Source organism: Micromonospora sp. BL4 (assembly GCF_003667505.1).
Taxonomy (GTDB): domain Bacteria; phylum Actinomycetota; class Actinomycetes; order Mycobacteriales; family Micromonosporaceae; genus Micromonospora.
The window spans coordinates 1-21,401 of the sequence record NZ_RCVJ01000095.1 but is presented as its reverse complement, the minus strand read 5'-3'; the positions used below and the strand labels follow the sequence as shown (position 1 = coordinate 21,401).

19 protein-coding genes are annotated in these 21,401 nt (G+C 71.9%); 7 read left to right on the top strand and 12 right to left on the bottom strand.

Annotated features, from left to right (window positions below):
• Positions 1-466: 466 nt before the first annotated feature.
• From EAD89_RS09005 to EAD89_RS08995, 3 genes are all read right to left on the bottom strand, one after another.
• Positions 467-1,387, bottom strand: coding sequence for a RimK family alpha-L-glutamate ligase (locus EAD89_RS09005; RefSeq protein ID WP_121653031.1), 921 nt, complete (start codon positions 1,385-1,387; stop codon positions 467-469).
• A 15-nt stretch (positions 1,388-1,402) separates the two neighbouring features.
• Positions 1,403-1,738 (bottom strand): hypothetical protein, encoded by a 336-nt coding sequence (locus EAD89_RS09000; protein ID WP_121653032.1) that lies wholly within the window; start codon positions 1,736-1,738, stop codon positions 1,403-1,405.
• Positions 1,739-2,011: 273 nt separating this feature from the next.
• The gene (locus EAD89_RS08995; protein WP_121653033.1) at positions 2,012-2,965 is read right to left on the bottom strand and encodes a heme o synthase; all 954 of its coding nucleotides are present in this window, start codon (positions 2,963-2,965) and stop codon (positions 2,012-2,014) included.
• Between the two features lie 267 nt (positions 2,966-3,232).
• Between EAD89_RS08995 and tkt the strand changes: the two genes are divergently transcribed.
• From tkt to pgl, 6 genes are all read left to right on the top strand, one after another.
• On the top strand, positions 3,233-5,371 hold the full coding sequence (gene tkt / locus EAD89_RS08990; RefSeq protein ID WP_121675409.1) for a transketolase: 2,139 nt from the start codon (positions 3,233-3,235) through the stop codon (positions 5,369-5,371).
• 16 nt (positions 5,372-5,387) lie between these two features.
• Complete coding sequence (gene tal / locus EAD89_RS08985) at positions 5,388-6,566, top strand: transaldolase (protein WP_121653050.1); 1,179 nt, start codon at positions 5,388-5,390, stop codon at positions 6,564-6,566.
• On the top strand, positions 6,563-8,212 hold the full coding sequence (locus EAD89_RS08980; protein WP_121675408.1) for a glucose-6-phosphate isomerase: 1,650 nt from the start codon (positions 6,563-6,565) through the stop codon (positions 8,210-8,212). Before tal ends, EAD89_RS08980 begins: the two co-directional genes overlap by 4 nt.
• Before the next feature lie 2 nt (positions 8,213-8,214).
• Positions 8,215-9,765: a glucose-6-phosphate dehydrogenase gene (gene zwf / locus EAD89_RS08975; RefSeq protein ID WP_121653036.1), complete on the top strand. Its 1,551-nt coding sequence runs from the start codon at positions 8,215-8,217 to the stop codon at positions 9,763-9,765.
• 82 nt (positions 9,766-9,847) lie between these two features.
• On the top strand, positions 9,848-10,864 hold the full coding sequence (locus tag EAD89_RS08970; RefSeq protein ID WP_121653037.1) for a glucose-6-phosphate dehydrogenase assembly protein OpcA: 1,017 nt from the start codon (positions 9,848-9,850) through the stop codon (positions 10,862-10,864).
• Between the two features lie 159 nt (positions 10,865-11,023).
• Entirely contained in the window at positions 11,024-11,794 is a 771-nt protein-coding gene (gene pgl / locus EAD89_RS08965; RefSeq protein ID WP_121675407.1) for a 6-phosphogluconolactonase, read from the top strand.
• Between the two features lie 91 nt (positions 11,795-11,885).
• On the opposite strand, the gene EAD89_RS08960 is transcribed toward pgl, so the two are convergent.
• The 8 genes from EAD89_RS08960 to rapZ form a co-directional block, all read right to left on the bottom strand.
• Complete coding sequence (locus tag EAD89_RS08960) at positions 11,886-12,227, bottom strand: RNA polymerase-binding protein RbpA (RefSeq protein ID WP_121653039.1); 342 nt, start codon at positions 12,225-12,227, stop codon at positions 11,886-11,888.
• A gap of 138 nt (positions 12,228-12,365) precedes the next feature.
• On the bottom strand, positions 12,366-12,626 hold the full coding sequence (secG, locus tag EAD89_RS08955; RefSeq protein WP_121653040.1) for a preprotein translocase subunit SecG: 261 nt from the start codon (positions 12,624-12,626) through the stop codon (positions 12,366-12,368).
• Between the two features lie 96 nt (positions 12,627-12,722).
• A complete protein-coding gene (gene tpiA, locus EAD89_RS08950; protein WP_121653041.1) occupies positions 12,723-13,514 on the bottom strand; it encodes a triose-phosphate isomerase in 792 nt (263 codons plus the stop codon).
• Positions 13,515-14,714 (bottom strand): phosphoglycerate kinase, encoded by a 1,200-nt coding sequence (gene pgk / locus EAD89_RS08945; protein WP_121675406.1) that lies wholly within the window; start codon positions 14,712-14,714, stop codon positions 13,515-13,517.
• Complete coding sequence (gene gap / locus EAD89_RS08940) at positions 14,711-15,715, bottom strand: type I glyceraldehyde-3-phosphate dehydrogenase (protein ID WP_121653043.1); 1,005 nt, start codon at positions 15,713-15,715, stop codon at positions 14,711-14,713. The genes pgk and gap overlap by 4 nt, the downstream gene beginning before the upstream one ends.
• A gap of 268 nt (positions 15,716-15,983) precedes the next feature.
• Positions 15,984-16,964 carry a DNA-binding protein WhiA gene (gene whiA / locus EAD89_RS08935; RefSeq protein WP_121653044.1) on the bottom strand — a complete coding sequence of 327 codons (981 nt, stop codon included), beginning with the start codon at positions 16,962-16,964 and terminating at the stop codon, positions 15,984-15,986.
• Between the two features lie 54 nt (positions 16,965-17,018).
• Complete coding sequence (locus tag EAD89_RS08930) at positions 17,019-18,143, bottom strand: 2-phospho-L-lactate transferase CofD family protein (RefSeq protein WP_121675405.1); 1,125 nt, start codon at positions 18,141-18,143, stop codon at positions 17,019-17,021.
• Entirely contained in the window at positions 18,140-19,042 is a 903-nt protein-coding gene (gene rapZ / locus EAD89_RS08925; protein ID WP_233578389.1) for an RNase adapter RapZ, read from the bottom strand. The genes EAD89_RS08930 and rapZ overlap by 4 nt, the downstream gene beginning before the upstream one ends.
• Before the next feature lie 176 nt (positions 19,043-19,218).
• On the opposite strand from rapZ, the gene recQ reads away from it, so the two are divergent.
• Positions 19,219-21,072: a DNA helicase RecQ gene (gene recQ / locus EAD89_RS08920; protein WP_121675404.1), complete on the top strand. Its 1,854-nt coding sequence runs from the start codon at positions 19,219-19,221 to the stop codon at positions 21,070-21,072.
• A 97-nt stretch (positions 21,073-21,169) separates the two neighbouring features.
• Here the strand turns inward: recQ and EAD89_RS08915 are convergent.
• Positions 21,170-21,401, bottom strand: a 232-nt coding sequence (locus tag EAD89_RS08915; RefSeq protein ID WP_199733451.1) for a C39 family peptidase, incomplete at its 5' end; no start/stop codon positions are given.

Genomic DNA, 21,401 nt, shown 5'->3' with positions numbered 1-21,401 from the left:
TCGTCGGCAGCGTCAGATGTGTATAAGGGACAGCCGCGGGCGTCGCTGACCCTGCTGCCCCTGCCGTGCCCCGCCCCTGCGCGCCGCACGCCGGGTGCCACGCTCGATCCTGGTTCTAGTGGTATCCGCCGCGCTGAATGCCACTACATCCACGATGTTGCGCGGTCTTGTCGCCCAAAGCCCTACCACACGCCCCGCTGACGGGAGCCCGCCACGCGGTGTCGGCGGCGGCCACACCATCCGCACGCTTTGCTCTGCTTACCTCCATGCGACACCCACGGTCCGGAGATCGGACGCCGGGTGTCGCATGGAGGTATGCAGAGCAAAGGACGTCTGACTACCACCTGCGGGGTCGGTCCGCCCGAGCCGAGATGCGCGCAACTTCAGGGAAAGTGTGGGGTCGTGGCGCGGTGAGGCCACAACTTCAGTGAAGTTGCGCGGATCGAGGCGGGGACGCCCGGTGGGGTCAGCCGCGGCGGGCCAGGTGGGTGGTGACGGCCTCGGCGAGGCGGTCGGGTGCCCAGTCGGCGTGGCCGAGGAAGAGCGAGGGCTCGGTCAGCTCCAGCTCGACCAGGACCGGGTCGCCGTCCGGGCCGGGGATCAGGTCGACCCGCGCGTAGAGCAGCTGCCGCGTCCCGCCGGGCACCGTGGCCAGCGTCCGCTCCGCCACGTCGAGCTGGTCCGGGCGGGCGGTGCGGGCGGTGATCTCCTCCGCCTTGTAGAGCCCGTCCGGGCCGAGGTCCGGCCCGGTCAGCATCGGACCCTTGCGGATCGCGTGGCTGAACGCCAGCCCGTCCGGGCCGGCCAGGAAGAGCAGCGCCGTCTCGCCCTCGGTGTCGACCGCCGTCAGGTACGGCTGAACCATCGTCACCCGACGGGCGTCGGAGAGCCGGCGTACGTGCGCCGCGGCGAGTTCCCGGTGTTCCGGGTCGGCCAGGTCGTACCGCCCGGTGTCCTGGCTGCCCGCGCTGACCGCCGGCTTGATCACGTACTCGCCGGAGTCGGCCGGCGGCTGCCAGGTCTCCCCCGGCTCGACCCAGGACGTCGGCACGGTCGGCACACCGGCCGCGCTCAGCTCGGCGAGGTAGCGCTTGTCGGTGTTCCAGCGCACCACCTCGGCGGGATTGACCAGCGTCGGCACGGAGGAGGCCCAGGCGACGAACTCGTCGCGGCGCAACGCGTAGTCCCACGGCGAGCGCAGCACGACGAGGTCGTAGGCGGACCAGTCGACGTCGGGGTCGTCCCAGAGGGCCGCCTCGGCCGCGATCCCCCGGGCGGCGAGCGGTGCGAGGACCAGCCGGTCGTCCGGGTCGAGGTCGGCGATTTCGGTGCAGGTGACGAGAGCGACCCGGGGTTTCCCCCGGGTCGACTGGCGATTGTCGGTCAATTCAGGTGTCTATTCTCAGCGGGCCATCGTGCGCCGGGCCATCGACCGCCACAGGTCGTTGCTCGGACGCATCTGGTCCATCAGTTCACGCTCCCAGGCGTTCTCGACGGTGACTCCCGCCTTGGCGCACGCCTCCCGGGCGGTGACGGTGTCGTCGGCGAACTGGTCGCCCCACTCACCGTCGGTACCCACGAGGACGATTCGCGCGCCACGCTTGCCGACGTACTCGATGACCGCCTTCGCTCCGCCGTGTCCGGCGGCGAACGCCCTGAGGCCCGCGACCAGGCCGTGGGGCGCCTGCTCGGCGGCGGTCTGCTCGGCCGTCAGCGTCGTATCGGAACCATCTGCCATGACGCGAAGCCTAAGCAGAGTTCCACTCACACGGGTGAGAACCATGAAGCTTTTGTGATGCCAATTACCTACAGGTTTAAGGAAGACCACAGGTTGCTTGTCCGGTTTTATCCGGACTTTGCACTTCAAAACATCCGGGTAAATCAGGATTCAATCGCCGCAAGTTGAGTCGATCCGACTCATGCCGATAGTTACTCTGATGTGACGTTAAACCCGGACAACTCATCCATGACTGTGATTAGTCGAAGAATTTACCCCGGACGCGCGGGGAGGTCAGATCAGCGCGTCGACAGCGACGGCGACGAAGACGATGGTCAGGTACGTCGTCGACCAGTGGAACAGCCGCATCGGCTTGACCGCCTCGCCGCGCTTCGCCCGCCCGCAGAGGCGGTGCGCCTCGACCAGGAAGATGGCACCCACCACCAGGGTCGGTACGCCGTAGATCGCGCTGAGCCCCAGCGGCCAGACCGCCAGCGAGGTGAGCACGGTGAGCCAGGCGAAGATCAGGATCTCGGCGTTCACCCGGCGGGTCGAGGCCACCACCGGCAGCATCGGGATCCCGGCGCGGGCGTAGTCGTCCTTGTACTTCATGGCGAGCGGGTAGAAGTGCGGCATCTGCCAGAAGAAGACCACCGCGAACAGCCCCCAGGCGGCGGGCGCCAGCGAGCCGGTCACCGCCGCCCAGCCGATCAGCACCGGCGCGGCCCCGCAGGCCCCGCCCCAGAAGGTGTTGGTCGCGGTGGAGCGCTTGAGCCACAGCGTGTAGACGAGGTCGTAGTAGGCGATCGCGGCTAGGGTCAGCGCGGCGGCCAGCAGGTTGGTGAACGCCGCCATCAGGACGACCGAGATCGCCGCCAGCACCAGACCGAAGACCAGCGCGCTCCGCGGCGACACGGTGTGCGCCGGCAGCGGGCGGCGCTTGGTGCGCCGCATCAACTGGTCGATGTCCCGGTCGATGTAGCAGTTGAGCACGCTGGCCGCGCCCGCGGCGAGCGAGCCACCGACCAGCACCACGGCCATCAGCCACAGCGACGGCAGACCGCCGTCGGCGAGCATCATCGCGGGGACGGTGGTGACCAGCAGCAGCTCCACGATCCGCGGCTTGGTGAGCGCCACGTACGCCGAGAGGACCGCGCGCACGTCCCGCCGCGCCACCGGACCCTCGACCGCCCGAGCCGGGGGCCGCCCGGCAGGGTTGCTCGCGGGGCGCTCGGTGATCATGCTCACGGATTGCCACCTTCCGGCATTCGGCACGGGGAGATCGGATCAGCAGGACCCGGTCCGGGTCCGCATACCGACCCACACACTACGCGTTGTCGTTTTGGCTGCCCGGCCGACCCGACAACGGTGCGGGCCGTCACACCACCGGGTTGAACGACGCGACGCGCCGTCACGTACCGCACACCATGCAGAGATCCCCGGGCGGACGTTTAGGCACGCTCGATAGGGTCACCAGTGAGGGTTCCGCCCATCTTGCCGAGGAGCACAACCATCGTGGCTGCCAACCGACCCGAGCACTCCGCACTCAACTGGACCGACCTCGACCGCCGGGCCGTCGACACCGTCCGCGTGCTGGCCATGGACGCCGTGGAGAAATCCGGCAACGGCCACCCGGGCACCGCGATGAGCCTCGCGCCCGCGGCCTACCTGCTCTTCAACCGGGTCATGCGGCACAACCCCGCCGACCCGAACTGGCCCGGTCGGGACCGGTTCGTGCTCTCCGCCGGGCACTCCAGCCTGACGCTCTACATCCAGCTGTTCCTCTCCGGCTACCCGATGAGCCTGTCCGACCTGCAGTCGCTGCGGCAGTGGGGCTCGCTCACCCCGGGTCACCCCGAGCACGGGCACACCCCGGGCGTGGAGACCACCACCGGTCCGCTCGGCCAGGGCCTGGGCAACGCGGTCGGCATGGCCATGGCGTCCCGCCGTGAGCGCGGCCTGTTCGACCCGGAGACCGAGCCCGGCGCGTCCGTCTTCGACCACGACATCTGGTGCATCGTCTCCGACGGTGACATCGAGGAGGGCATCAGCCACGAGGCCAGCGCCCTCGCCGGGCACCAGCAGCTGGGCAACCTCACGGTGATCTACGACGACAACGAGATCTCGATCGAGGACGACACCCGGATCGCCAAGAGCGAGGACGTGGCCGCCCGCTACGAGGCGTACGGCTGGCACGTGCAGACCGTCGACTGGCGCAGCGGCGACGCCGACCAGGGCGACTACCACGAGGACGCCGAGGCGCTCCACCAGGCGCTGCTGGCCGCCAAGGCGGAGACCGGGCGTCCCTCCTTCATCGCGCTGCGCACCATCATCGGCTGGCCCGCGCCCAACAAGCAGAACACCGGCAAGATCCACGGTTCGGCGCTCGGCGCCGACGAGGTGAAGGCCACCAAGCGGATCCTCGGCTTCGACCCGGACAAGAGCTTCGACGTCGACGAGGAGGTGCTCGGCCACGCCCGGACGGTGATGGGCCGCGGCGCCGCCGCCCAGGAGCAGTGGACCACCGCGTTCGACGCCTGGAAGGCCGCCAACCCGGAGCGCACGGCGCTCTACGAGCGGATGGCCGGCCGGGTGCTGCCCGAGGGCTGGGCCGACGCGCTGCCCACCTTCCCCGCCGACGCCAAGGGCGTGGCCACCCGGGCCGCCTCCGGCAAGGTGCTGGAGGCGCTCGCTCCGGTGCTGCCGGAGCTGTGGGGCGGCTCGGCCGACCTGGCCGAGAGCAACAACACCACCATGAAGGGCGAGCCGTCCTTCATCCCGGCGTCGCACGCCACCAAGGACTTCCCCGGCCACGAGTACGGCCGCACGCTGCACTTCGGCATCCGCGAGCACGCCATGGGCGCGATCCTCAACGGCATCGCCCTGCACGGCGGCACCCGCCCGTACGGCGGCACCTTCCTGGTGTTCAGCGACTACATGCGCCCCTCGGTGCGGCTGGCCGCGCTGATGAAGCTGCCGGTGACGTACGTCTGGACGCACGACTCGATCGGCCTCGGCGAGGACGGTCCCACCCACCAGCCGGTGGAGCACCTGACCGCCCTGCGCGCCATCCCCGGCCTGGACGTGGTCCGTCCGGCCGACGCCAACGAGACCGCCTGGGCCTGGCGGCTGGCGCTGGAGCACACCGACCGGCCGACCGCGCTGGCGCTGAGCCGCCAGCCGCTGCCGACGCTGGACCGTGCGGTCCTGGGCGGCGCGGACGGCGTGGCCAAGGGCGGCTACGTGCTGGCCGAGGCGTCCAACGGCAAGCCGCAGGTGATCATCATCGGCACCGGGTCGGAGGTGCAGCTCTGCCTGACCGCCCGCGAGCGCCTGGAGGCCGACGGCACGCCCACCCGGGTGGTCTCGATGCCCTGCCAGGAGTGGTTCTACGAGCAGGACGAGGCGTACCGGGAGTCGGTGCTCCCACGCGGGGTAAAGGCACGGGTGAGCGTGGAGGCGGGCATCGCGATGTCCTGGCGCGGCGTGGTCGGCGACCTCGGCGAGAGCGTCAGCCTGGAGCACTACGGCGCGAGTGCCCCGCACACCGTGCTCTTCGAGCAGTTCGGGTTCACCCCCGACCGGATCGTGGCGGCGGCACATGCCTCGCTGGCCCGGGTGGGCGACATCACCGGTTTCACGACCGGCAACTGAGGGGAGCGTGGACGGCATGACGGACAGGCTGAGTGAGCTCACCGCCGCGGGTGTGGCGGTGTGGCTGGACGATCTTTCCCGGGTACGCCTGAGCTCCGGCGGGCTGGACCAGCTCCGCCGGGAGAAGCACGTGGCCGGGGTGACCACGAACCCCACGATCTTCGCCAAGGCGCTGAGCGACGCCGACGAGTACAACTGGCAGCTGCGCGACCTCGCCATGCGGGGGGTGGACGTCGAAGAGGCGGTGCGCATGCTCACCACGTACGACGTGCGCTGGGCCTGCGACGTGATGCGTCCCTCGTACGACGGCAGCGCGGGCGTCGACGGCCGGGTCTCCATCGAGGTGGACCCGCGGCTGGCGCACGAGAGCGACCGGACGGTCGCCGAGGCCAAGGCGCTGTGGTGGCTGGTCGACCGGCCCAACCTCTTCATCAAGATCCCGGCCACCGAGGCGGGCCTGCCGGCGATCACCGCCACGCTGGCCGAGGGGATCAGCGTCAACGTGACCCTGATCTTCGGGTTGGACCGCTACTCCGCGGTGATGGAGGCGTTCCTGGCCGGCTTGGAGCAGGCCAAGGCGAACGGGCACGACCTGTCCACCATCGGGTCGGTGGCGTCCTTCTTCGTCTCCCGCGTCGACTCCGAGGTCGACAAGCGGCTCGAGAAGATCGGCTCCGAGCAGGCGAAGGCGCTGCGGGGCAAGGCGGCGATCGCCAACGCCCAGCTGGCGTACGAGCGCTACAGCGAGGTGTTCTCCTCCGACCGCTGGCAGGCGCTCGCCGACGCCGGCGCGCACCCCCAGCGGCCGCTGTGGGCCTCCACCTCGACGAAGAACCCGGACTACCGGGACGTCATCTACGTCGAGGAGCTGATCGCGCCCGGCACGGTCAACACCATGCCGGAGGCGGTCATCCACGCGTACGCCGACCACGGTGAGACGAGCGCCGACACCATCACCGGCTCCTACGACGCGGCCCGCAAGGTCTTCGCCGACCTGGAGTCGGTCGGGGTGGACATGGCCGACGTGATCGCGACCCTGGAGCGCGAGGGCGTGGAGAAGTTCGAGACCAGCTGGCAGGAGCTGATCGACGGCGTCCGCAAGTCGCTCAAGGCGGCGGCCTCGGGCAAGGGTTCCCCGAACGAGGCCGCCAAGGGCAACGCGAAGGCCGCCCAGCAGGCCGGTGGTAACGCATGAGCGACGTGTTGGGCGGGCCGGTGGAGGCTGCCGCCGGGCTCGCCGTGTACGGCGCGGACGCCGTCGACAAGTCCGCACCCGCTTCGACCCGGGACGCGCTGGTCAGGAACGAGGTCCCGGGCCGGCTGGCCGCCAAGGACCCGAGCCTGTGGGGGCCGGACGCCGAGGCCGAGGCGAAGATCCGGCTCGGCTGGATGGACACCCACCGGCGTAGCCGGGAACTGCTGGTGCAGCTGGCCGAGCTGACCGCGGAGCTGGTCGACCTGGACCACGTGGTGCTCGCCGGCATGGGCGGCTCCTCGCTGGCCCCGGAGGTGATCGCCCGCACCATGGGCCGACCGCTGACGGTGCTGGACACGACCGACCCGGGCCAGGTGCGGGCGGCGCTGGGTGACCGCCTGGAGCGCACCGTGGTGGTGGTGGCCAGCAAGTCCGGCTCGACGGTGGAGACCGACAGCCACCGACGCGCCTACTGGCAGGCGTTCCTGGACGCCGGGATGACCGAGGCGGAGGCCGGTCGGCACTTCGTCATCGTCACCGATCCCGGCTCGCCGTTGGAGGCCACCGCCACCGAGATGGGCGCGTTCACCGTGCTGGCCGACCCGAACGTGGGCGGCCGGTACTCGGCGCTGACCGCGTTCGGGCTGGTGCCCTCGGCGCTGGCCGGGGTCGAGGTGGCGGAGCTGATCGACCAGGCCGACGAGCTGGCCGCGTCGCTCGGCGAGGATCGGGACAATCCCGCGCTCGCGCTGGGCGCCGCCCTGGGCGCCGCGGCCACGTTGGCCCGGGACAAGGTCGCGCTGATCTCCGACGGCACCGGGATCGAGGGGTTCGGCGACTGGGCCGAGCAGTTGATCGCCGAGTCGACCGGCAAGGCCGGGGTGGGCATCCTCCCGGTGGTGGTGGAATCCCCGCAGAGCGCCGGCGCCAGCGGCCCGGACGTGTTGACCGTCACCTACGGCGGGTCACTGGCCGCCGGGGACGCTCCGGGCGGCGGCGCCAACCCGGACGTGGCGGTCAACGGTCCACTGGGCGCGCAGTTCCTGGCCTGGGAGTACGCGACCGCGGTGGCCGGGGTGGTGCTCGGGATCGACCCGTTCAACCAGCCGAACGTCACCGAGTCCAAGGAGAACACCAACAAGATCCTGGCCTCGGGCCTGCCGGCGGAGACGCCGTCGTTCACCGAGGGCGCGATCGAGGTGTACGCGCCGCAGGGCGCCCCCGGTGACCTGGCCGGCGTGCTGCGCTGGCTGCTCGACGGGTTGGGCGACGACGGCTACCTGGCGGTGATGGCGTACCTGGACCGGTTCGCCGACGCGGACGCGGGCCGGCTGCGTGCGCTGCTGGCCGAAGCGGCCGGCCGGCCGGTCACCTTCGGTTGGGGTCCCCGGTTCCTGCACTCCACCGGTCAGTACCACAAGGGCGGCCCGCAGGTGGGCAGCTACCTCCAGGTGACCGGCGCGGTCGCCGAGGACCTGCCGGTGCCGGGCAAGCCGTACACCTTCGGCGAGTTGCAGGCGGCGCAGGCCGCCGGCGACCGGCAGGCCCTCGCCGGCCGGGAGCGGCCGCTTCTGCGGCTGCACCTGACCGACCGGGCCGCCGGCGTCGCCCAACTGCTCGACGCGGCCGGTGAGCTGCGGGCGTGAGGATGGACGACGTGACACAAGCGGAGCGAGGAGGCGGCGTGAACCCGCTGCGCGACCCGCAGGACCGCCGGCTGCCCCGGATCCCCGAGCCGTGCGCTCTGGTGATCTTCGGGGTGACCGGCGACCTGGCCCGCAAGAAGCTGCTCCCGGCGGTCTACGACCTGGCCAACCGGGGGCTGCTCCCGCCCGGCTTCGTGGTGCTCGGCTTCGCCCGCCGCGACTGGGGTGACGGCGACTTCGAGACGCTGGCCTGCGAGGCGGCGCGCAAGCACGCGCGTACCCCGTGGCGGGACGAGGTCTGGGCGCGGCTGGCCGGCAACATCAAGTTCGTCGGCGGGTCGTTCGACGACGACGCCGCCTTCGACCAGCTCGCCACGACGCTGGACGAGCTGCGGCAGAGCCACGGCATCACCGGCAACGCGGCGTTCTACTTCTCCATCCCCCCGGCCGCGTTCCCCGTCGTGCTCAAGCAGCTGGCCCGCACCGGGATGGCCGACAACGAGAAGTCCGGCGGCTGGCGCCGGGTGGTCGTGGAGAAGCCGTTCGGCAACGACCTGCCCTCGGCGAAGGCGCTCAACGACCTGGTCGACGACGTCTTCACCCGCCAGGACGTCTTCCGGATCGACCACTACCTGGGCAAGGAGACCGTCCAGAACATCCTCGCCCTGCGGTTCGCGAACAACCTGTTCGAGCCGCTGTGGAACTCCAAGTACGTCGACTCGGTGCAGATCACCATGGCCGAGGACGTCGGCATCGGCAGCCGCGCGGGTTTCTACGACACCGTCGGCACCGCCCGCGACGTACTCCAGAACCACCTGCTCCAGCTTCTGGCCCTGGTGGCCATGGAGGAGCCGACCAGCTTCGACGCCGACGAGATCCGGACCGAGAAGCTGAAGGTGCTCAAGGCGATCACCCTGCCCAAGGACGTGGCCCGGGACACCGTACGCGGCCAGTATCTGCCGGGGTGGGTCGGCGGCGAGCGCGCGGTCGGCTACCTGGAGGAGCAGGGCGTACCCGCCGATTCCACCACCGAGACGTACGTGGCGGTGCGGCTGGGCATCCAGAACCGCCGCTGGGCCGAGGTGCCGTTCTACATCCGGGCCGGCAAGCGGCTGCCCCGGCGGGTCACCGAGGTCGCCATCATGTTCAAGAAGGCGCCGCACCTGCCGTTCAACGACGCCGACATGGAGTCGCTGGGCAACAACCAGCTCGTCATCCGGGTGCAGCCGGACGAGGGCGTGGTGCTCAAGTTCGGCTCGAAGGTGCCGGGCACCACGATGGAGGTCCGCGACATCGCGATGGACTTCCAGTACGGCGAGGCGTTCACCGAGTCCAGCCCGGAGGCGTACGAGCGACTGGTGCTGGACGTGCTGATCGGCGACCGCACGCTCTTCCCGGACGCGGCGGAGGTCGAGCAGAGCTGGCAGGTGATCGACCCGCTGGAGCACGCCTGGGCGGGCACCACGCCGGAGCCGTACCGCGCCGGCGAGTGGGGGCCGCGGGCAGCCGACGAGATGCTGGCCCGCGAGGACCGCGCCTGGCGGCGCGCGTGACCGAGCGGACCAGCGGGCACAGCAGCGGGGCGCTCGCGCCGCCGCGAAGCGGTGGCGCGAGCGAGCGAACCAGGAGGCTCCAGTGATCGGGCTGTGGGACACCACCGGCAACGAGGTGGTCAAGGCGCTCGCCGCCGAGCGGCGCAGCGCCGGCGGGGTGGCCAGCGGCATGGCGCTCACCCTCATCGTGGTGGTGGACGAGAAGCGGGTCCGGGAGGCGGAGGCGGCGGCGACGATAGCGGCCGCCGCCCACCCGTGCCGGCTGGTGGTGGTGGTCCGTTCCGAGATCGAGCGGGACCGCAACCGGTTGGACGCGGAGATCGTGGTCGGTGGCCGGCTCGGCCCGTGCGAGGCGGTGGTCACCCGGATGTACGGGCGGCTGGCCCTGCACGCCGAGTCGGTCGTAATGCCGCTGCTGGTCCCGGACGTGCCGGTGGTCACCTGGTGGCACGGCGAACCGCCGGCCGAGATCGCCACCGACTTCCTCGGCGTGGTCGCCGACCGGCGGATCACCGACACGGCGCAGGCCGCCGACCCGGTGGAGGCGCTGCGGCAGCGGGCCCGGGACTACGCCCCGGGCGACACCGACCTGGCGTGGACCCGGATCACCCCGTGGCGGACCCTGGTCGCTGGGGCGTTCGACACCACCGAGGCGCGGGTGACCGAGGCGACGATCGTCGCGCCGCCGAGCGACCCGACGGCGGCGCTGATGGCCGGTTGGCTGAGCAGCCGGCTCGACATCACCCCACGCCGGGTGGACTCCCCCGAGTTCCCCCGGATGCGTGAGGTGGAGCTGACCTGCGCCAACGGCGACCACCTGACGCTCACCCGCGAGGACAGCATGGCGGTGTTCCGGCGGACCGGCCAGGACGACCGGGCCCTGCCGCTGGTGCGTCGGCCGCTCGGCGACGAGCTGGCCGAGGAGCTGCGCCGGCTGGACGCCGACCAGGTGTACGCGGAGGCGTTGGGCGCGACCGCCGGGCTGCGCGGCCTGGAGCAGCGCCCACCGCAGCGGGTGCACGTCTGGAAGGATCCGGCCACCGCCGAGCGCGCGGAGGCCGGGGTCACCGCGCACGCCGGCACGAGCGGCGAGCGCTGAGCCCGCCGACGTTCGGTACACCACGTCGGGGCAGGGCCGGGTGGTCCCGGGCCCTGCCCCCGAAACCTCCCGGGGCATCCCGCCCCGCCACATCCGGGCACCGGCCCGGGCACGACGCGACAGCGACCGCCCCGCGGTCGGGAAACGAAGGCACAACCGATGAGTGAGGCGACTGTCGCCGTGCACGCCGACGCCGACCTGCTGGCGCAGGCCGTGGCGGCCCGCCTGCTGGTGAAGCTGCTCGACGCCCAGGCCGACCGGGGCGAGGCCTCGGTGGTGCTCACGGGTGGGCGCGTCGCCGCGGCCGTCTACCGGGCGGTGGCACACCTGCCGGCCCGCGACGCGGTCGACTGGTCCCGGGTCGACGTGTGGTGGGGCGACGAGCGGTTCCTGCCCGCCGGCGACCCGGAGCGCAACGAGACCCAGGCCCGAGCCGCGCTGCTGGACGTCGTGCCGCTGGACCCGGCCCGGGTGCACCCGATGCCCGCCTCCGACGGCCCGGCCGGCAACGACCCCGAGGCGGCGGCCGCCGCGTACGCCGACGAGCTGGCGCGCGCCGCCCGCCCCGGGCACGCCGAGCTGCCGCACTTCGACGTGCTGATGCTGGGCGTCGGCGAGGACGGGCACGTCGCCTCGGTCTTCCCCGGGCACCCGGTGCACTACGAGAGCCGACCGGTCAGTGCGGTGCGGGGCAGCCCCAAGCCGCCGCCGGTGCGCACCACCCTCACCCTGCCGGCGATCAACACCGCCGAGGAGGTCTGGCTGGTGGCTGGCGGCGCGGACAAGGCGCGTGCGGTCGGCATGGCCCTGGCCGGGGCCGGACCGGTGCAGGTGCCGGCCGCCGGGGTGCACGGCGTGGACCGTACCCGGTGGCTGCTGGACCGGGCCGCGGCAGCCGACGTGCCGGCCCGGCTGCGCAGCCTGCGCTGAGCGCCGCGCACCCCGCGCTGCGCTGAGTGCCGCGCACCTCACGCGGAAGGAAGGGCCCCATGTCAACGCTCAGCGTTGCGGGGCCCTCCTGTCATTCGCCCCGGCGGCGGCGCAGCGCGGCGAGCGCCTCGGCCAGCAGCGCCTCGCCCTCCTCGGCGGTACGCCGCTCCTTCACGTACGCCAAATGGCTCTTGTACGGCTCGGCGCGGGCCCGCCCGGGCGGGTTCTGCGCGTCCTGCCCGGCGGGCAGGCCACAGCGGGGACAGTCCCACAGCGGCGGCGCCACGGCGTCCGCGGCGATCCGGATGCAGGTCCGGTGGTCGTTGCGGCACCAGTAGGTGACGTCCTGTCGGGGGGCGGGAGGGTGTCGCTCGTCCGGACGGACGGGTGCGGACCCGATCCGGGCGCCGCGGATGACGTTGCCACTCGGCACGGCTGCTCGCTCCTGTCGTCGGAGGGACCCGCCGTCTTCGGGGGTGGGCGGCGGGCGACGCGGTGCAGCGGAGAAAAGCCTGCGCGCGGCCCGTCTGGTGACGGACCGCGCGCAGATTGTACGACTTGACGGGCCTGCTCAGGCGCCGCTGTTCATCTGGAGGCGGAGCCAGAGCCCGAGCCCGATGATGGCGGCGAACCAGACGACGCTCACCAGGACGGTGTAGCGGTCCAGGTTCTTCTCCGCCACCGAGGAGCCGGCGAGGCTGGAGCTGACTCCACCGCCGAACATGCTCGACAGACCGCCGCCCTTGCCGCGGTGCAGCAGGATCAGCAAGGTGAGCAGAATGCTCGTGATGACCAGCAACACGATCAACGTGTATGCGAACCAGATCGGCATGGCTGGGGTCAGTTCCTCTCGTAGCGATCCTCGCCCGGTCTGATCGGGCACGGTGGCACCGACCGGTGGACGGGCGGGGTCAAGGATACCGAGCGATCAGCGGGCGATGTGCTCCGGGAACCGGCAGATCTGCGCGAATTCCTCCGCGTCCAGGCTGGCGCCCCCCACCAGGCCCCCGTCCACGTCCGCCATCGCCATGATCGTGGCGATGTTGGACGCCTTGACCGAGCCGCCGTAGAGGACCCGGACCTGGTCGGCGGTGTCCTGGTCGAAGCGCGCCGCCAGCCGCTGGCGGACCGCACCGCAGACCTCCTGGGCGTCCTCCGGCGTCGCGGTCTTGCCGGTGCCGATCGCCCAGACCGGCTCGTACGCGATCACCACCTGCCGCACCTGCTCGGGGGTGAGCCCGGCGAGGCCACCGTCGAGCTGGTCGGAGCAGTGCGCCACGTGGCCGCCCTGCTCGCGGACGTCCAGCCCCTCCCCCACGCAAAGGATCGGGGTCAGCCCGTGCGTCAGCGCCGCCTTCACCTTGGCGTTGACGAGCGCGTCGTCCTCGTGGTGGAAGGCCCGCCGCTCGGAGTGCCCGACGACCACGTACGAGCAGCCGAGCTTGGCCAGCATCTGCCCCGAGATGTCCCCGGTGTAGGCGCCCGAGGCGTGCGGGGAGAGGTCCTGCGCGCCGTAACCGATCAGCAGCTTGTCCCCGTCCACCGCCGTCTGCACGGTGCGCAGGTCGGTGAAGGGCGGCAGGACGACCGTCTCCACGTCGGTGAGCTGCTTCTCGGTGAGGCTCGCAGCCAGCTTCTGCACCAGCAGATTGGCCTCGAGGTGGTTGAGGTTCATCTTCCAGTTGCCGGCCATCAGTGGCCGGCGGGTGGTGCTCGCCATTCAGTTCTCCAGGGCCGCGATGCCGGGGAGGGTCTTGCCCTCCAGGTATTCCAGGGAGGCGCCACCACCGGTGGAGATGTGCCCGAAGGACGACTCATCCAGCCCGAGGGCACGGACCGCAGCTGCGGAGTCGCCACCACCGACGACGCTGAACGCGTCGGCCTTGGTGATCGCCTCGGCGACCCCCCGGGTGCCGGCCGCGAACGCCGGCATCTCGAACACGCCCATCGGGCCGTTCCAGAAGACCGTCTTCGCCTGGGACAACGCGGCGGCGAAACCCGCCACCGTCTCCGGGCCGATGTCCAGACCGAGCCGGTGGCTCGGGATGCCGTCGACGCGGACCGTGTCGTGCGCGGCGTCCGGCGCGAACGCGTCCGCCACCACCACGTCGACCGGGAGCATGATCTTGCCCCCGGACCGCTCGAGCAGATTGCCGCAGGTCTCGACCATCTCCTTCTCCAGCAGCGAGGTGCCCACCTCCAGACCCTGGGCCTTGAGGAAGGTGAAGCACATCCCGCCGCCGATGAGCAGCCGGTCGACCGTGGGCAGCAGGGCCTCGATCACCGCCAGCTTGTCGGAGACCTTGGACCCGCCGAGCACCACCACGTACGGGCGCTCCGGGTCACCGGTCAGCTTGGAGAGGACCTCGACCTCACGCAGCACCAGCCGGCCGGCCACGTGCGGAAGCCGCGCCGGCACGTCGTACACGCTGGCGTGCTTGCGGTGCACGGCGCCGAACGCGTCGTCCACGTACGCGTCGCCGAACGCGGCGAGCTGGTCGGCGAAGGCGCCCCGCTCGGCGTCGTCCTTGCTGGTCTCACCGGCGTTGAAGCGCAGGTTCTCCAGCAGGGCGACCTGGCCGTCGGCCAGGCCCGCGACGGTGGAGCGGGCCGAGTCGCCGACCGTGTCGGTGGCGAAGTGCACCGGCGCGCCGAGCAGCTCACCCAGCCGCCCGGCGACCGGGCTGAGGCTGAACTGCGGGTCCGGCGTGCCCTTCGGGCGACCCAGGTGCGAACAGACGATCACCTTGGCCCCGGCCTCGACCAGCGCACCCAACGTCGGCAGCACCGCGCGGATGCGCCCGTCATCCGTGATGTCACCGGTCTGCTTGTCGAGCGGGACGTTCAGGTCGGCGCGCACCAGCACGCGCCGACCCGACACCCCCTCGGCGAGCAGATCGTCGAGGGTACGGATGCTCACAGCGACGAACCCACCAGCTTGACCAGGTCGACCAGGCGGTTGGAGTAGCCCCACTCGTTGTCGTACCAGCCGACGACCTTGACCTGGTTGCCGACAACCTTGGTCAGCGGCGCGTCGAAGATGCACGACGCCGGGTCGGTCACGATGTCGGTGGAGACGATCGGGTCCTCGTTGTAGACCAGGATGCCCTTGAGCGGGCCGTCCGCGGCGGCCTTCAGCGCGGCGTTGACCTCGTCCACGGTGGTCTCGCGACCCACGTTGACGGTGAGGTCGGTGACCGAGCCGGTCGGGATCGGCACCCGCAGGGCGTACCCGTCGAGCTTGCCCTTCAGCTCCGGCAGCACCAGGCCGATGGCCTTCGCGGCCCCGGTCGAGGTCGGCACGATGTTCAGCGCGGCGGCCCGGGCCCGGCGGAGGTCCTTGTGCGGGGCGTCCTGGAGGTTCTGGTCCTGGGTGTACGCGTGGATCGTCGTCATCAGACCGTGCTGGATGCCGAACGTGTCGTGCAGCACCTTCGCCATCGGGGCGAGGCAGTTGGTGGTGCAGGAGGCGTTGGAGATGATGGTGTGCTTCGCCGGGTCGTAGGTGTCCTGGTTGACACCCATGACGACGGTGACGTCCTCGTTCTTCGCCGGGGCGGAGATGATGACCTTCTTGGCCCCGCCGGTGACGTGCGCCTTGGCCTTGGTGGCGTCGGTGAAGAAGCCGGTCGACTCGATGACGACGTCGGCGCCGACCTCGCCCCACGGCAGCGCCGCCGGGTCCTTCTCGGCGTACGCCTTGATGGTCTTGCCACCGACGGTGATCTCGTCGGCGGTGGCCTTGACCTCGTACGGCAGGCGACCCAGGATGCTGTCGTACTTGAGCAGGTGGGCGAGCGTGGCGTTGTCGGTCAGGTCGTTCACCGCCACGACCTCGATGTCGGCGTCGGACGCCAGCACTGCCCGGAAGAAGTTACGGCCGATCCGGCCGAAGCCGTTGATGCCAACCCGGATGGTCACAGGTCCCATCTCCTCGCGTTCTGGTCCGCCGGCTTCAGACAACGGGCCGGCGGGAATGGTGTGCGCCGACCGTTGGAGCCGGCCGTCGACGGTTCATCTCGGCCACCCCGCCGCGCGGTCTGAGGACCTGACCGCCCGAGGCGGTGGGGCACGACGAGGAGTGCCGGGTGTCGGCCCCCTTGCCGTACGCAGCGACCTTATCCGAGCGTGCGCGGCCACGCTGCGCCGGGTCGTGTTCCCGGGCGCACCGTGCGGCCCCACCGTCCTATCAGACCACGAGCATGTCGGGCGTGACGGCAGCTTCGGTATCCGGGATGCCGAGGTCCCGCGCCCGCTTGTCGGCCAACGCCAGCAGCCGGCGGATCCGCCCGGCGATGGCGTCCTTGGTCAGCGGAGGCTCGGCCAGCGCGCCCAACTCCTCCAGCGACGCCTGCCGGTGCTCCAGGCGCAGCCGACCGGCGTCGGTCAGGTGGTTGGGGGCCTCGTCGGCGAGGATCTCCAGCGCCCGGGTCACCCGCGCGGCGGCTGCCACCGCGGCGCGGGCCGAGCGGCGCAGGTTCGCGTCGTCGAAGTTGGCCAACCGGTTGGCGGTGGCGCGCACCTCGCGACGGACCCGGCGCTCCTCCCAGGCCAGCACGCTGGAGTGCGCGCCGATCCGGGTGAGCAGCGCGGCGATGGCGTCACCGTCCTTGACCACCACCCGGTCCACCCCGCGCACCTCGCGGTTCTTGGCGGCGATCCCGATCCGACGGGCAGCGCCGACCAGCGCCAGCGCCGACTCCGGCCCCGGACAGGTGATCTCCAGGGCGCTGGACCGGCCGGGCTCGGTGAGCGAGCCGTGCGCCATGAACGCGCCCCGCCAGGCGGAGACCGCGCAGCAGACGTTCGCCGCCACCACGTGCGGGGGCAGGCCGCGCACCGGCCGCCCGCGCACGTCCAGCAGGCCGGTCTGCCGGGCCAGGGCCTCGCCGTCCTTGACCACCCGGACGATGAAGTGGCTCCCCTTGCGCAGGCCGCCGGAGGCCAGCACGTGGATTTCGCTCGGGTACCCGTAGACCTCCGCGATCTCCCGCCGCAGCCGGCGGGCGACCGCCCCGGTGTCCAGCTCCGCCTCCACCACCACGCGGCCGGAGACGATGTGCAGGCCCCCCGCGAAGCGCAGCAGCGCGGCCATCTCCGCCCGCCGACAGCAGGGCTTGGGCACGTCGACCCGACTCAGCTCGTCCTTGACCGCAGCCGTCATCGCCATTGTGCGTCCCCTCACGGACCGGTTCCGGCGTGTCGCCGGAGATTACGTACGTGTCTAACGATCGGCACCCAGGACAGGCACCAGCGCGGCGCCCAGGGCAGCCGGATCATGGCGGGGAGTGCCGTCGACGACGGCGACGGGGGCGAGGACCAGGCGGGCACCCAGCGATTCTGCCGCACGTTCGACCGGTTCGGGGTCACCCACCGCCTTGGCGTCAGCCAGGACAAGATCCACCTTGAGCTCGGGAAGGTACCAGTGCAGCGCCGCGAGGTGATCGGCGACGGAGAGACCCAGGGTCTCCTTCTCCGCGGCGAGGTTCAGCGTGACCAGTCGCCGGGCCGGACTGGACACGATCGCGTCGGCCAGTTGCGGCACCAGCAGGTGCGGCAGCACGCTGGTGTACCAGCTGCCCGGCCCGAAGATCAGCCAGTCCGCGGCGCCGATCGCGGCCAGCGCCTCGGCGCACGCCGCCGGGGCGGTCGGGCTGAGCCGCAGCGACTCGACCCGCCCGGTGGTGACCGCCACCTGATGCTGGCCGCGTACGGTGCGCACCTCGTCCGGAGCCGCCGGGTCGGCGCCCCGCACCCGCGCCTCGATGCCCACCGGTTCGCGGGACATGGGCAGCACCCGGCCGACCGCGCCGAGCATCGCGCCGGCGTGCTCCAGCGCGGCCACCGGGTCACCGAGCAGCTCCATCAGCCCGCAGAGCACCAGGTTGCCGACCGCGTGCCCGGCCAGCCCGTCGGCGCGGGTGCTCACCCGCTCCGCGCCGGGACCGTTGACACCGGGACCGTTTGCGCCCTGGCCGTCTACGTCCTGGCCGTTTGTGCCCTGGTCACGCGGGTCGGGGTCACGGCCGTCGGTCGCCGCCGGGGGCGGGTCGGCTTCGCCGAGCGGGGGTACGCCGGCCGGCACGGCGGCGAAACGGTGCTGGAACAGCCCGGCGCTGCGCCGCGTGGCGGGGTGGTCCCCGGCCAGCGCGACCAGCGCCTGCCGCAGGTCGCCCGGGGGCAGGCCACCCCGCTCGGCCCGCAGCCGGCCGCTGGACCCCCCGTCGTCGCCGACCGTGACCACCGCGGTGATGTCGAGGTCGAGTTCGGGAGCGCAGTGGCGCAGCGCGCGCAGCGAGGCGGAGAGGCCGTGCCCGCCGCCGAACGCCACCACCCGACGGGCCGTCATTCTCGCCCCAGGTCACGGTGCTGGGCGTTGGCCGCCAACCCGGACTGGCGCAACCGGCCGGCCAGCTCCTCGGCGATGGCCACGCTGCGGTGCTTGCCGCCGGTGCAGCCCACGGCCACCGTCAGGTACCGCTTGCCCTCCCGCTCGAAGCCGGCGGTGGTGGCGTTGACCAGGTCGGCGTACGAGGCGACGAACGCGTCGGCGCCCTCCTGGCCCAGCACGTACGCGCTGACCGCCTCCTCCCGCCCGGTGTGCTCGCGCAGCTCCGGCACCCAGTACGGATTCGGCAGGAACCGGGCGTCCAACACGAAGTCGGCGTCCGGCGGCAGGCCGTACTTGAAGCCGAACGACAGCACGGTGACCCGCAGCCGGCGGGCGTCCTCGCCGCCGAACAGCTCCTCGATGCGCCGCCGGAGCTGGTTGACGTTCAGGTGGCTGGTGTCGATGATCACGTCGGCCTGGTCGCGCGCCTCCTCCAGCAGCCCACGCTCCACGGCGATGCCGTCGGCCAACCGACCGTCGCCCTGCAACGGGTGCGACCGCCGGACGCTCTCGAACCGCCGGATCAGCACCTCGTCGTCGGCGTCGACGAAGACCACCCGGGGCGAGAAGCCCCGCTCCTTGAGCTCACGGATCGCCCCGGCCAGGTCGGTGGAGAAGGCGCGCGAGCGGACGTCCAGCACCATCGCGGTTCGCCGGGCCGCCCCGCCGGCCTTGAACGCCAGCTCGGCCATGTCGAGCATCAGCGCCTGCGGCAGGTTGTCCACCACGTAGTAGCCGACGTTCTCCAGCGCCCGGGCCACCGTGCTGCGACCGCCGCCGGAAAGCCCGGTGACCACCACGAGCGTGGTCTCCGACTCGGCCGTCGGCTCCCCGTCGATGGCCTCCGGGACGTCGATCCGGTCACTGGCTCTGCGCGCCTCGCTCACCCGTACCCCCAAGCCGTGGCGCCGCGGCCGCCCTCGGCCGCGATTGGTCAATCAGCGACTCTATCCCGCCGCCCGGCCGAGGTCCGGCACCCTCTCCTCGGGTGCGCCGGGCGTGCGCTGTCGGGGTCGGCTCGTAGACTCCGCGGATGGCTTCCCCCACCGACCTGCGTACCGAGGGCGCGCTGCCGGTGCTGCGCCGGGTGTTCGGTTACGACGCCTTCCGCGGCTTCCAGCAGGAGGTGATCGACCACGTGGTCGCCGGTGGCGACGCGCTGGTGCTGATGCCCACCGGTGGCGGCAAGTCGCTGTGCTACCAGATCCCGGCCCTGGTCCGCGAGGGCGTGGCGGTCGTCGTGTCCCCACTGATCGCCCTGATGCAGGACCAGGTGGACGCGCTCACCGCGGTCGGCGTCCGGGCCGGCTTCCTCAACTCCACCCAGACCCTCGACGCCCGGCGCCGGGTCGAGGCGGCCTTCCTCGCCGGCGAGCTGGACCTGCTCTACCTGGCCCCGGAGGCGCTCGGTGTGCGGTCCACCCTCGCCCTGCTCGACCGGGGTCGGATCGGGCTGTTCGCGATCGACGAGGCGCACTGCGTGTCCCAGTGGGGGCACGACTTCCGCCCCGACTACCTGGCGCTGTCGATGCTGCACGAACGGTGGCCGGAGGTGCCCCGCATCGCGCTGACGGCCACCGCGACCAGCGCCACCCGCACCGAGATCGCCAGCCGGCTCAAGCTCGACGACGCCCGGCACTTCGTGGCCAGCTTCGACCGGCCCAACATCCAGTACCGGATCGTGCCCAAGCGCGAGCCGCGCAAGCAGTTGCTGGCGCTGCTGCGCGACGAGCACCCCGGCGACGCCGGTATCGTCTACTGCCTGTCCCGCGCCTCGGTGGACAAGACGGCCGAGTTCCTCACCGCCAACGGGATCGCCGCACTGCCGTACCACGCCGGCCTGGACGCGGCCACCCGCGCCGCCAACCAGCAGCGCTTCCTGCGCGAGGACGGCCTGGTGATGGTGGCCACCATCGCCTTCGGCATGGGCATCGACAAGCCGGACGTCCGGTTCGTCGCGCACCTCGACCTGCCCAAGTCGGTCGAGGGCTACTACCAGGAGACCGGCCGCGCCGGCCGGGACGGGCTGCCGTCCACGGCCTGGCTGGCGTACGGGCTCCAGGACGTGGTCCAGCAGCGCAAGATGATCGAGACGTCCGACGGCGACCTCGCGCACCGCCGCAACCTCGCCGCGCACCTGGACGCGATGCTCGCGCTCTGCGAGACGGTGCGCTGCCGGCGCGTCCAGCTGCTCGAATACTTCGGCGAGCGGGCGACGGCGGCCTGCGGCAACTGCGACACCTGCCTCAACCCGCCGGAGTCCTGGGACGGCACGGTCGCCGCGCAGAAACTGCTCTCCGCCGTCTTTCGGCTGGACCGCGAACGCAACCAGCGGTTCGGCGCCGGCCACTGCATCGACATCCTGCTCGGCAAGCAGACCGACAAGATCAGCCAGTACGGCCACGACTCGCTCACCGTCTTCGGCATCGGCACGGAGCTGAGCGAGGCCGAGTGGCGGGGCGTGGTCCGGCAGTTGCTTGCCGAGGGTCTGCTCGCCGTGGAGGGCGACTACGGCACGTTGGCGCTGACCGAGGCGAGCGCCGAGGTGCTGGGGCGCCGCCGCACGGTGACGATGCGCCGTGAGCCGGAGAAGCCGGCGTCGAGCCGGTCGACGAAGCCGCGCGGCGCGGCCACCGTGGTCGCGGACCTGGGCCCGGCCGCCACGGCGGTCTTCGAGCGACTGCGTGCCTGGCGGGCGGCCACCGCCAAGGAACAGGGCGTCCCGGCGTACGTGATCTTCCACGACGCCACGCTGCGGCAGATCGCGAGCGACGCCCCGGCCTCGCTGGCCGACCTGTCCCGGGTCAACGGGGTCGGCGAGAACAAGCTCGCCAAGTACGGCGATCAGATCCTGGCGGTCCTCGCCGCCGACACCGCCCCGGCCTGACGGACCGGCGGGCCGGGGTCGCCGCCGCCGGCCGTGAGGCATGACGAAAGGGCCGGACCCCTGGGGGTCCGGCCCTTGTCGGTGATGCTGTTTGCGGTCAGCTGGTGGCGTAGCCGCGGGTGGCGATCCAGTCGGCGAGGTGCTCGACGGTGACCTCGTAGGAGGCGGTGTTCGGATCGGCCGAGTCGGCGATCTTCACGATGTTCCCGCCGTCGCGGTACCCGACCACGCTGATGTAGTGCCCGCCCTCGAAGGAGTGCACCCCACCGTCGGTGTCGACGCTGGTGCCGGCGATGTTCGCGACCACAGCCCGACCGTCGTCCACGGTC